Consider the following 12,651-nt stretch of genomic DNA (forward strand, 5'->3'; position numbering starts at 1 on the left):
CTCAACAGGATAATCACCCCGTCAAGGCCGTCAGCCAAACCAGTCAAAACCCTTAAAGCTCAACTCGCTCAACCAACCCCAAGGACGCATCAGCCTGCCGCTTGCGGCGCCGCCGCCCTCGTTGTGGGGGCTATATAGGGGTGCCCCCTCGCAGCTGTCAACAGCGCCTGCCAAGTTTTTTGATGTTTTTTTGACAGTTTCCCACAAGGCGCCGGATTTCCACGCCTATGGCTTATATTATAGCACTCTGATGGCCCCAGGCGCATTTGGGAGAGTCATAAACCGGCCTCATTACCCGAATAATTTCCGCGAAACTTTCGGAACCGGCGATGAAACCCGATTTGTGTGCGCTTGTGGAAATCCCGGTCCGGCAGGCTTGTCGTTGACTTACGTTTCATCGGCAGGCAAAACTCACATGCCCGTTTGGGAGCCTTCCGACACGATGGAAGACACCTTAGCACCGGAATGGCGGTTCCTCCGCTTTTCCGACGAATGATTTCAAGCACGTTTGTGCAGTCCGTTTTTGAAGAAGGGCCGGCAATAGCAGTATGAAAGAGATGGGGCCGAACAATCTCGATCCGGGTGACGAGCCCCCGCTCAGCGTTGGCGGACGGCGACGGCCTCCGGATCGCCGCGAAGTTTCTGCCCGCTGGCTCGCCGGCACCTTTCTGACCGGCGTGACATCCTGCATGTTGATAGGCATCGCATTGTTTGCCGCTCTGGACGGGCGCGAACAATTGGCGACGCCGCCGGAAATTCTGGCCCGGACCGATATGCCGGGGGCGACCGACGAAGCCGCCGTTACCAAGGGTGGGCGTCTTGTCAGCACCGTATCGCAGCAACAGGCGCGCGACCGGCGCCGCTTCGATCTTTCGACGATGCAGAAGGTGGGCGAGCGCGAAGTCATTCGCACGCGGCCATTCGAGTTTGTACGCATGGCGCTCGCCGTCGATCATCCAACCAGCCGTAAATACCCTCCTTTCAATGCCCTGACCGTATTCTCGGAAGGCCCGGCCGCACCGCAGCCTGCTGATGCCGGGCAGATCTATGGCGCCAAGGTCGAAAGCGAAGTCAGCCTGCATGTCGTCGATTTTCCGATGAACAGCACGACATTCGATGCCTCGAGCGACCTTACCGTCGACGAGGTCGAAAAGGTCGTGCGCGATACCGGCGGTCTGCTGACGGATGGCGATGTGCAGGTTGCCTCGCTGCATTATGTCGATCCTGCCCGTTTCGGCGGTACGGATTCTCCCTTTGCGCTTGGTCCTGCGCTCGGCGTGAAGATTACGCAGGAGAATGTCAGCGTCGCACCGCGCGGTGATGATGAAACGGTTGGCGAGGGTTTTTCGGAAGAACTGATTCCGTTTCGCCGGACAGCCGAAATCAGGCAGGCGCTCGAAGATGCCGGTTATAGCGGTGACGATGCGGAAAACATGGCCGATTCGCTTGCCAGGCTGATGAATTCGCCGCGGCTCAAGGAAGGCAGTGTTCTGCGGGTCGGCGTCGAGACGCAGGACGGCGTGGACCGTATCGTGCGGGCGAGCATCTATAATCGCACGACCCATCTGGTGACGGTCGCGCTCAACGATCGCGGACAATATATTCCGTCCGACGAACCGGAACAGACCCCGCTTCTGCAAACGGCTTTCGATGGCAACGCCTTGCCGACGGCCATTCGCGGCAATCTGCCCAGTGTCTATGACGGAATCAGCCGGGCGGCTCTCGCCTATGGCATGTCGGAAACGATGCGCGAACAGCTGATCAAGATGCTGGCAAGCGATGTCGACCTGCAATCGCGGCTGTCGCCGAGCGACCAGATCGACGCTTTCTTCTCGCTGCCGGACGATCCCGACAAGCCGGAGGCTGATTCGCAGCTTCTTTACGTCGCCGCCAATTTCGGCGGAACCACCCGCAAATTCTACCGCTATCAGGCCCCGGACGGCAGCGTCGACTACTTCAATGGCGACGGCAAGAGCGCCAAACAGTTCCTGCTGCGCAATCCGGTTCCCAACGGCGTTTTCCGCTCGCCCTTCGGCATGCGCCGTCACCCGATCCTCGGCTATAGCCGCATGCATACGGGCGTGGACTGGGCCGCACCGCGCGGCACGCCGATCATCGCATCCGGCAATGGCGTCGTGGAAAAGGCCGGCTGGACCAACGGCTATGGCAACCAGACGCTCATTCGCCATGCCAATGGCTATGTGAGCAGCTACAATCACCAGAACGCGATTGCCCGCGGTGTTTCGGCAGGCGCGCGCGTGCGACAGGGACAGGTGATCGGCTATGTGGGATCGACCGGCCTGTCGACCGGCCCTCATCTTCACTACGAGCTGATCGTGAACGGAACCAAGGTCGATCCGCTGCGCATCCGTCTGCCGGACAACAAGGCGCTTTCAGGTAAGGAGCTTGAAGCTTTCAAGCAGGAACGCGACCGCATCGACGCACTTTTGAACAGCGATGAAAACGGCACCAAGCTTGCATCGAACGGATCGGCCAAAAGCTGATGATAAAAAGCCGGGCAAAAAACCCGGCCTTTCCGTTGCAAGAATTATCGTGCTTATTCGGTGAATTCGACAGTCACGCCGGGCTTCACCAGCTTTGCCAGCTCTTCCGCATCCCAATTGGTCAATCGCACGCAGCCATGGCTCGACGTCTTGCCGATTCTCGACGGCTCCGGCGTACCGTGAATGCCATAGGTCGGCTTTGACAAGGCGATCCAGACCGTGCCGACCGGCCCGTTCGGTCCCGGCGGGATGGTCAGCACCTTGTCATTGTTGCCCTGCTTGAAGTTGATCTTCGGATTATAGGTGTAATTCGGGTTGATCGCGATGCGCTCCACCTGAACGATGCCGGATGGCGAGGGATTGTCGGACGAGCCGATGGTCGATGGATAGGCAACCACCAGCTTGCCCGATTCGTCATAGCCGCGAACCTGCTTGCGTCCCTTGTCGGCGATGATGCGGGCAACCTTGGCCCGAACCGGCTTGCCGAGATTGGGAACCTTCACGATCGAACCGGGCTGGTTGAAGTTCACGCCCGGATTGATTTCTTTCAGATAGGCTTCGTCTATGTGGAACTTTTCGCCCAGCATTTCAGTGACCGACGTATAGGCCATGGCGGGAAGCTGCGCTTTGTGGGCGTAATCTTCCGGGATGGAGGCAACATATTGCCGGCCCACATCCTCGTTGGTGATCGTGTATTCCGTGAAAGCCGGTCCGCCCGTCGCTTCCAGCTCGGCATTGACCGCCGCTTCGTCCACCGGATTGATCGACTTGCCGGTCATTTCGCCATAGGCGGCAGCCGCCTTGTCGACATTGCTGCCCGAGCGCCCGTCAATGACGCCGGGCGAGCTGCCTGCGCGGTCGAGCAATATCTGATAGGCAGCAATCTTTGCCTTGGCTCCCTGCCCTTTCGGCATTTCGATGGCCGGAGCCATGTCGCCCGGATTGGGCACGCCCCTCGGCTGCTCATAGCCCGGCTGGCCATAATCCTGCCGGCCATCATAACCGGGATTGGCTCTGGCTGAATTCGTGCTGGTACTGTCGGGATACTGATCGCCTGCCGGCGGCAGTTCCGAGCGCTGCACCTGTCCGTCCCGATTGCCGCCATATTGCGGTGCCGCGGGCGCATCCGGATAGTAGTTCGGATCTTCAGGCACATTGCCGAAACCGTCATAGGGCGCACCGCCGTCGACCGGACCATCGAGCGTCCAGTTGTCGTCGGGCTGCGGCGCGCGGCGGACGCGGCGGTCATAGGCATTCGGATCATAGCTGTTGGCATCCTCGACGCTGAGAATGCGCCCACGACGATCCATGGTAACGCGGCGGCCATAGGGGTCGATATAAATCCGCACCCGGCGATCATGATAGATTTCCTCACCCGGATCATAAAGCTGGGCAAGCTGTAGCGGGCGCTCCGCGACCGTTGCGGAGCTGCTTTCATCGGCACGCGCAGGACCATGGACGGCAATTGCCGCCAGGCAAGCAAACAAAGCGGAATGAAGCATGCGTGTGTAATGCGCCATGAAGAATGCCCTGGGTGATCGAGAGATCATGGATGCCGCGAATATGGTTAATAACTTATTAGTCGATAGAGCAGATGCCAGATGAACTGGACATGAAAATGGCCGAGATCGGCTGAAAGCCGGAAAACATGTCAGGCCAGACATGAAAAAGGCGCCGCAACCTATCCGGCTGCGGCACCCCAAGCCTTCAACTCATCAACGCTCATGCGTTTTCGTCGACCTTCTGGCCTTCATCCTCAAGCGCGCCGCGAATCGGACGGAAGGTGAGCCTGTCCGAACCGGCGGTGATCTTGACGATGGAACCATCCAGAATATCGCCCAAGAGAATACGCTCGGCGAGCGGGTCCTGAACTTCCTTCTGGATGACACGCTTCAACGGACGTGCGCCATAGGCCGGATCGTAGCCCTTGTTGGCCAGCCATTCGCGTGCATCCTCTTCCAGTTGCAGCACGATCTTGCGATCGCTCAAGAGCATCTGGAGACGCTGCATCTGAATATCGACAATCGCCCCCATATCCTCGCGGCGCAGCCGGTGGAACAGGATGATCTCATCGACACGGTTGAGGAATTCCGGACGGAAGGCAGCCCGCACCACGCCCATCACTTCGTCGCGAACGGTTTCGACATCGTCCTTCTCGCCAAGATTGACGAGATATTCGGCACCGAGGTTCGAGGTCATGATGATGACCGTATTGCGGAAATCGACCGTGCGGCCCTGCCCGTCGGTCAGGCGTCCGTCGTCCAGCACCTGCAACAGCACATTGAACACATCCGGATGCGCCTTTTCGATCTCGTCGAACAGGATCACCTGATAGGGCCTGCGCCGCACGGCTTCCGTCAGAACGCCGCCTTCTTCATAGCCGACATAGCCGGGAGGCGCGCCGATGAGCCGGCTCACGGAATGCTTTTCCATGAATTCCGACATGTCGATACGCACCATGGCCGTGTCGTCCTGAAACAGGAACGAAGCAAGCGCCTTGGTCAGTTCCGTCTTGCCGACGCCGGTGGGGCCGAGGAAGATGAACGAGCCGATCGGCCGGTTGGGGTCCTGAAGCCCGGCGCGCGCGCGGCGAACAGCCTTCGATATGGCCTGCACCGCCTCGCCCTGCCCGACGACGCGCTTGCCGATCTCGTCTTCCATGCGCAACAGCTTCTCACGCTCGCCTTCCAGCATCCGGTCGACCGGAATACCGGTCCAGCGCGAAATGATCTGCGCCACATGGTCAGGCGTAACGGTTTCCTCCAGCAGAGAACCCTTGTTCTCCTGGCTTTCCGCTTCGACAAGCTGCTTTTCCAGCTGCGGGATCGTGCCATAGGCAAGCTCACCCGCCTTCTGGAATTCGCCGCTGCGCTGCGCGATGGCGAGAGCGTTGCGCGCCTCTTCAAGCTGGCGCTTGAGATCGGCGGCAAGCCCGAGCTTCTGCTTTTCAGCCTGCCATTTCGAGGTCAGTTCGGCCGATTCTTCTTCGAGATCGATCAACTCCTTTTCCAGCCGCTGGAAACGATCCTTGGAAGCCGCGTCGGTTTCAACCTTCAGCGCTTCACGCTCGATCTTCAGCTGCATGATGCGGCGGTCGATCTCGTCCAGCTCTTCGGGCTTGGAATCGACCTGCATGCGCAGGCGCGATGCCGCCTCATCGACAAGGTCGATGGCCTTGTCCGGCAGGAAACGGTCGGTGATGTAGCGGTTGGACAAGGTTGCCGCAGCAACCAGGGCCGAATCCGAAACCCGCACCTTGTGGTGCTGCTCGTATTTTTCCTTCAGGCCGCGCAGGATCGAAATCGTATCCTCGACGGTCGGTTCATCCACGAAGACCGGCTGGAAGCGGCGGGCAAGCGCTGCGTCCTTCTCGACATATTTGCGATATTCTTCCAGCGTTGTCGCGCCGACGCAGTGCAGTTCGCCGCGTGCAAGAGCAGGCTTCAAAAGGTTCGATGCATCCATCGCGCCATCGGACTTGCCCGCACCGACAAGCGTGTGCATTTCATCGATGAACAGGATGATCTGGCCCGCAGCCGTCTGCACTTCCGAAAGCACGGCCTTCAGGCGCTCTTCAAACTCACCGCGATATTTGGCGCCGGCAATCAGCGCGCCCATGTCGAGCGCCATCAACTGCTTGTCCTTCAGGGATTCCGGCACGTCACCATTGACGATGCGTAGCGCCAGACCTTCCGCGATCGCAGTCTTGCCGACGCCCGGCTCGCCGATCAGCACCGGATTGTTCTTGGTGCGCCGCGACAGAACCTGGATCGTACGGCGGATTTCCTCGTCGCGGCCGATCACCGGATCAAGCTTGCCCGAGCGCGCATCCTCGGTCAGGTCGCGGGCATATTTCTTCAACGCATCATAATTGCTTTCAGCGGACGCCGAATCGGCGGTGCGGCCTTTGCGCATGTCGTTTATGACCTTGTTGAGCGCCGTCGGCGTCACACCGGCAGCGGAAAGAATTTCAGACGTCTTTGCGGATTTTTCCATCGCCAGCGCCGTCAAAAGGCGCTCGACGGTGACAAAACTGTCACCGGCCTTGCCGGCAAGCTCCTCGGCGAGCGAAAAGACCTTGGCAAGCGGCTGCGAGAGATAAAGCTGGTCGTTGCCGCCCGACACTTTGGGCAGCTTTTCAAGCGCGTTCTGCAGGCCGATGCGCACATCGGCAATCCGGCCGCCGGCGCGTTCGATCAGGGACGAGGCAAGTCCTTCATCATCGTCGACGAGAACTTTCAGCACATGTTCCGGCGTAAACTGCTGATTGCCGGACGACAGCGCGAAAGTCTGTGCAGACTGGATGAAGCCCCGGACGCGCTCTGTGTATTTTTCAATATTCATGATGTCTCCTTTGCCTTCCGGCCCATCACGCGGCACCGGAAGATGAATGGTGACGAAGCCCCCGCGACGGGCGGGCTTCTTTCCAAGACAGCATATGGGATGATGGCCGGGGTTCGGCAAGGGTGACAGGCGCCTGGCGAACCAAATAAAATGGCGCGGAAACCGCGCCATTTTGAACTCGATACAGAGGGCCGATCAGGCGTCGGAATCTGCAGGCTCCGTTACCGGCGCCTCGTCACCGCTGTCCTTGGCGGCGCGGCGCGGACGACCCGGACGGCGCGTGGCACGGCGGGGTGCGGCCTCTTCGGTGGCTGCTGCCTCGCCAACCGGTGCGGCCTGTTCAACAAGCTCGACCGGGGCGGAAACCTCCTCGGCGACGGGCTGGGCCTGCTTTTCCTGCGGCTGTTCATCCGAACGCTCGTCAGCGTTGAAGCGCTCACGCTGCGGACGGCGGCCGCGGCCGAGACGGCGATCGCGATTGTCGCGTTCGCGCGGCTGCTGGCGACCCTCGCCGGACTTTACCGGCTCGCCGCCATCTTCACCGTAGACGACCTCGGCGGGCGTGCCTTCGATGACCGGCTGCGGGCCGGAACCGTTGACGGGCTGCGGCTGGGCGGCAACAGGGGTGAAACCTGCTTCCTCATCGTCCGCGCCGTCATCGTCGAAGGTTTCCTCGCGCTGGAACGGCACCGGATTCTGCGCCATGGCAGCCATGATGATGCGGTTATAATGTTCAGCGTGCTGAAGATAGTTTTCCGCCATGACACGATCGCCAGATGCCTGTGCGTCGCGTGCGAGGGCTGAGTATTTTTCTGCAATATGTTGCGCATTGCCGCGGATTTTTACATCCGGGCCGTTGCTTTCATAATTGCGCGACAGAGGATTGGGGCCCTTGCGGTTGTTGTTGTTATTGTTGTTCCCCCGTCCGCGCATGCGCCTGTTCTGCTGTGCTGGCCTCATATTCATCTCTTTTCAGATTAAAGGGCGTAGAAACTCCACAGCCGGAAAGGCTGCCGGTTTCACGCTATCGAGCCATGGAGGAAGCACGCCCTAAAAACTTCCCACAAATCGACTGCTTCTGAGTTGGGTACGCCTGCTGCGATACCGAAACTCCGCGGTTGCATCAGAGCGCGTTTCGATCGGATTGGATAAGATCGGCGCTCTAATCATTTGTTTTGAACCGCGCATCTTGTCCGAAAACCGTTTCACAATTTTCGGTATGCGCTCTAATACATAACCATTCCGAAAAGCCTTGCTCTTCGAGACTATGCTTAAAAGTCGTGTACTTCCGCATAAGCCATCCCCAAAGACCCCTCCGGGGAGCATGACCAAAAATCGTCATGGAGCATTTCCGCCACCGCCCATCAGCGGGCAAAACCATTCTGGCTGTATACGGTGGCCGGAAACTAAACGGCTTCGCGGCAAATTCCAAGTGTTTTTTTAGCGGTTCGCCGCATCAAAATTACGTATTTGATTTGTGCGCGAAAAGCATGGCCCTTCTGTGGCCGCCAAGATCGCTCGCATGTCCTGCGAGGGAAAATCCTGCGCTTTCAAACAGCGCTTCGACATCCTGGAATTGTCCGGCGCCGATCTCTACGGCCACCGTTCCGTCCTTATATAGGTGATCTGCCGCCTTTTGCGCAAGGGCCCTGTAAAAATTCAGCCCATCGGCGCCGCCGTCAAGTGCAGCAAGCGGATCGTGCTCGCGCACCTCGCGCGACAATCCCGCTATGTCTTCATGCGGAATATAGGGCGGATTTGAGACGATCAGGTGAAACCGCCCGCACACATTGTCAAACCAGTCGCTTTTAAGCGCCGCAAAACGGTCGCCCACCCCATTGGCAACGGCATTGATTCGCGCCATCGCAAGCGCGCCTTCCGCCATATCGAGGCCGATGCCATGCGCATGCTCGAAGCAGTGCAGAAGCGAAACGATGATCGCGCCTGTGCCGGTGCCCATATCGAGCAGTTCCAGCGTCGGGTTCTTCACCGCAAGCGCTTCCAGCGCCGGAATGACCAGCTCCACCAGCACCTCCGTATCGGGCCGGGGTTCAAGCGTCTCGGCGGAAAGCCGGAACGGCAGGCCGAAAAATTCGCGCATGCCCATGATCCGATGCACCGGCTCCCCCCTGAGGCGCCGGTCCAGCGCATCGAAAAGCTTCTCGACGGCATCGGATCCGATCGTCTGCTCTGGCGCGGAAATCAGATCAAGCTGCGTCTTGCCCGTTGCCCATTCGACCAGAAGCCGCGCATCGAGGTCTGGCGTGTCCAGCCCGGCTGTGCGAAGCCTCTCCCTTGCATCGGCCATCAGGCGGTCGAGACGCATCCCACTCACTGCTGCCCCAGTTCCGTCAGAAGTGCGGTCTGGTGATCGGAAATCAGCGCATCGACCAGTTCGTCCAGATCGCCTTCCATAACCCGGTCGAGCTTGTAAAGCGTCAGGTTGATACGGTGATCGGTGACGCGCCCCTGCGGGAAATTATAGGTGCGGATGCGCTCCGAACGATCGCCGGAACCGACCTGGCTGCGCCGCGATTGCGAGCGTTCGGTTTCGGCCTTCTGGCGCTCCATGTCATAAAGGCGGGCGCGCAGGATCTGCATGGCGCGGGCGCGGTTCTGGTGCTGCGATTTTTCAGCCTGCACCACCATGATGCCGGTCGGAATATGCGTGATGCGAACCGCCGAATCGGTCGTGTTGACGTGCTGGCCGCCCGCGCCCGATGCCCGCATCGTATCGATGCGGATATCCTCGTTGCGGATTTCGATATCGATGTCTTCCGCCTCCGGCAGGACGGCGACGGTTGCCGCCGATGTGTGGATGCGCCCGCCCGCTTCGGTTTCCGGCACGCGCTGCACGCGGTGCACGCCCGATTCGAACTTGAGCTTGGAGAACACGCCCTTGCCCGAAACCGTGGCGATGATTTCCTTGTAGCCGCCGGCATCGCCCTCACTGGCCGAAACAAGCTCCACCCGCCAGCCTTTTTCACTGGCATAGCGCTCATACATGCGGAACAGGTCGCCCGCGAAAAGGGCGGCTTCCAGACCGCCCGTACCGGCGCGAATTTCGAGGATCGCATTCTTCTCGTCGGCGGCATCCTTCGGCAGAAGCAGGATTTGCACTTCCTGCTCCAGTCCCTCGATACGCCTTTCCACTTCCGGCAGCTCTTCCAGCGCCAGCGCGCGCATCTCGGCATCCGTGGCCGCATCGTCGCGCATGGCGGCCAGATCGATCGCCTCCTTGCGGGCGTCGGTCAGTTCGCGAATCTTGCCAACCACCTCCTGCAACTCGGAATATTCCGATGCGAGCTTCACATAGGTTTCCGAATCCGGATTGTTGGCCATCTGGCTTTCGATCATCGAGAACCGCTTCAAGAGCTGGTCCATCCGGTCCTGCGGCAATGCGATCATGTCATGTCCTAAATAGTGTCGGCAGCGTGCAAGAATACAAAACGAGACGCCGCGCAATGCTGCACCGCGACTGTCCAGCCAGGTCAATCTGCTTCGCTATAACGGAATATCGTTGTCTTCGGCAAATCTCATCAACAGTTCACGCAGCGAATGCGCGCTGTTGGGCTTGTCCAGCTCTTGCGCAAGCAGGGCGGTGAGCTTGCCCGCATCCAGCGCGCCGAGCATGGCCTTGACCGGACCGATTGCCGCCGCCGACATCGAGATCGACCGAAAACCGATGCCGACCAGCGCCATGGCGGGCAGCGGTCGGCTGGCCATCTCGCCGCACAGCGTAACCGGCTTGCCGTGCCGATTGCCCGTTTCCACGATGAAGCGCAGCGCCCGCAGGAATGCGGGCGAAAGCTGATCGAAGCGACCCGACATCAGCGAATTGCCACGATCGGTCGCCATCAGGAACTGGAACAGATCGTTCGAACCGACCGAGATGAAATCGACAAGCGACATCAGTTCCTCAAGCTGCCACAACAGCGACGGCACCTCGACCATTGCGCCAAGCTTCAGGCACAGGGGCAACTGATGCGCAAAGCGCGACAGGTGCCGGACTTCCCGATCGATGATCTCGCGTGCGGCCTTCACCTCGCTGACTTCCGTAATCATCGGCAGCAGGATCTTGAGTTCGCGCCCGCCCGCCGCCTTCAAAAGCGCGCGCAGCTGGGTGCGCAGCAATCCCGGACGGTCGAGCGTCAGGCGGATGGCGCGCCAGCCGAGCGCCGGATTTTCTTCCTGCACGGTGGAGCTGAAATAAGGGAGAACCTTGTCGCCGCCGATATCCAGCGTCCGGAATGTCACCGGCTTGTCGCCGGCAGCCTCGATGACCGAGCGATAGAGGCGCTCCTGCTGCTCGGCACGCGGGAAGGTCGAGGCAACCATGAACTGGAGTTCGGTGCGAAACAGGCCTATCCCCGCAGCGCCCGATGCCGACAGGTGCGGCAGATCGACGAGAAGCCCGGCATTCATCAGAAGCGAGACATCGACGCCATCCTTCGTGACCGACGGCTTGTCGCGCAACTCGCGATAATGCGCCTGACGCCGCGCCCGGAAACGGACCTTTTCGGCATAGGCAGCTTCCAGATCCGCCTGCGGGCGCAGATGCATGATGCCTTCGTCACCATCGACGATGGCCGCATCGTTGTTTTCGGCCATGGAGACGATGCCCTTGGCCTGCCCCACCACCGGAATGCCCATGGCGCGGGCCACGATCACCACATGGCTTGTGGCCGCGCCATCTTCCAGAACCACGCCGCGCAGACGCTCGCGCGGATAATCCAGAAGCTCCGCCGCCCCCATGGAGCGCGCGACGATGATCGCATCCTTGACCAGCGATTCGGCAATCGTCTTGATATCGCGGCCCATCAGCTGACGCAGCAGGCGGTTCGCCAGATCGTCAAAATCCGACAGGCGCTCGCGCATGTAGGGATCGGTCAGATGCACCATGCGCGCACGCGTGTCGCTCTGCACCTTTTCGACTGCGGCCTCGGCGGTCAGGCCGTTGTGAATGGCTTCTTCCAGCCGCCGCACCCAGCCGCGATCATGGGCAAACATGCGATAGGCTTCCAGCACTTCGCGATGCTCGCCCTCTACCGCCACATCGCGGCGCGACAGCATGTCGTCGATGGATATGCGCAAGGAACCCAGCGCCTCGTCCAGCCGGTTGAGTTCGGCCTGGCTGTCCTCGTTGAAAAGATTGGTGACGACGATGCGCGGCTCATGCAGCACCACATGGCCAAGGCCGATACCGTCGTTGAAAGCATGTCCCGTCACGCTCATCGGGCGGCCGAGATCAAGCTCTATGCCCGGACGCGCCAGACGCAGACCGTCACCGGTCGCGATGATTTCGGCAAGGACCATGGCAGTGGTTTCAAGTGCTTCGACCTCGTCTTCCCGATAGGCACGCTTGGTCTTGTTCTGAACGACAAGAACGCCCAAAGTGCGGCCAGCACGCAGGACAGGAACGCCAAGGAAGGAATTATAGGCTTCTTCCCCCGTTTCAGGGAGATAGGCGAAGGCCGGGTGGCTCTGCGCATCCGTCAGGTTGAGCGGGCGCGCGCTTGCCGCAATGGTGCCGACAAGACCCTGGCCGAGACGAAGCTGGGCAAGGTGGACAGCCTGCGGATTGAGACCTTCGGTGGCATAGAGTTCGAGCACGCCATCGGCGCGCAATATGTAGAAGGAACAGACTTCCGCGACCATGTTCTGGGCAATTTCGCGAACGATCCGGTCAAGGCGCGCCTGCGGTTCCAGCGGCTCCGCCATCAATTCGCGCAACCGCTTGAGCAGTACGCGGGGACCAGTTGTCAGCTCACGCATGATCGTCGGAGGCTCCTTCCAGATTACA

Annotated in this window: 7 protein-coding genes; 1 reads left to right on the plus strand and 6 read right to left on the minus strand. The window is 60.1% G+C overall.

Translation table 11 applies throughout. The features are described from left to right. The first annotated feature begins 548 nt into the window (after positions 1–548). The gene (locus AVM02_RS09800; RefSeq protein WP_411506784.1) at positions 549–2,504 is read left to right on the plus strand and encodes a M23 family metallopeptidase; all 1,956 of its coding nucleotides are present in this window, start codon (positions 549–551) and stop codon (positions 2,502–2,504) included. A gap of 53 nt (positions 2,505–2,557) precedes the next feature. Here the strand turns inward: AVM02_RS09800 and AVM02_RS09805 are convergent, their stop codons facing one another. The 6 genes from AVM02_RS09805 to ptsP form a co-directional block, all read right to left on the minus strand. After that, on the minus strand, positions 2,558–4,024 hold the full coding sequence (locus AVM02_RS09805) for a L,D-transpeptidase (protein ID WP_411506785.1): 1,467 nt from the start codon (positions 4,022–4,024) through the stop codon (positions 2,558–2,560). A 202-nt stretch (positions 4,025–4,226) separates the two neighbouring features. After that, positions 4,227–6,848: an ATP-dependent chaperone ClpB gene (gene clpB / locus AVM02_RS09810; RefSeq protein ID WP_411506786.1), complete on the minus strand. Its 2,622-nt coding sequence runs from the start codon at positions 6,846–6,848 to the stop codon at positions 4,227–4,229. 195 nt (positions 6,849–7,043) lie between these two features. Next, positions 7,044–7,808: a DUF4167 domain-containing protein gene (locus tag AVM02_RS09815; RefSeq protein WP_411506787.1), complete on the minus strand. Its 765-nt coding sequence runs from the start codon at positions 7,806–7,808 to the stop codon at positions 7,044–7,046. Positions 7,809–8,310: 502 nt separating this feature from the next. Then, positions 8,311–9,174 carry a peptide chain release factor N(5)-glutamine methyltransferase gene (gene prmC / locus AVM02_RS09820; protein ID WP_411506855.1) on the minus strand — a complete coding sequence of 288 codons (864 nt, stop codon included), beginning with the start codon at positions 9,172–9,174 and terminating at the stop codon, positions 8,311–8,313. A 5-nt stretch (positions 9,175–9,179) separates the two neighbouring features. After that, positions 9,180–10,256: a peptide chain release factor 1 gene (gene prfA, locus AVM02_RS09825; protein ID WP_411506788.1), complete on the minus strand. Its 1,077-nt coding sequence runs from the start codon at positions 10,254–10,256 to the stop codon at positions 9,180–9,182. A 96-nt stretch (positions 10,257–10,352) separates the two neighbouring features. Then, positions 10,353–12,623: a phosphoenolpyruvate--protein phosphotransferase gene (gene ptsP, locus AVM02_RS09830; protein WP_411506789.1), complete on the minus strand. Its 2,271-nt coding sequence runs from the start codon at positions 12,621–12,623 to the stop codon at positions 10,353–10,355. Positions 12,624–12,651: the final 28 nt, after the last annotated feature.

Origin of the sequence: Brucella anthropi, assembly GCF_046630315.1 — a bacterium.
Classification (GTDB): domain Bacteria; phylum Pseudomonadota; class Alphaproteobacteria; order Rhizobiales; family Rhizobiaceae; genus Brucella; species Brucella anthropi_A.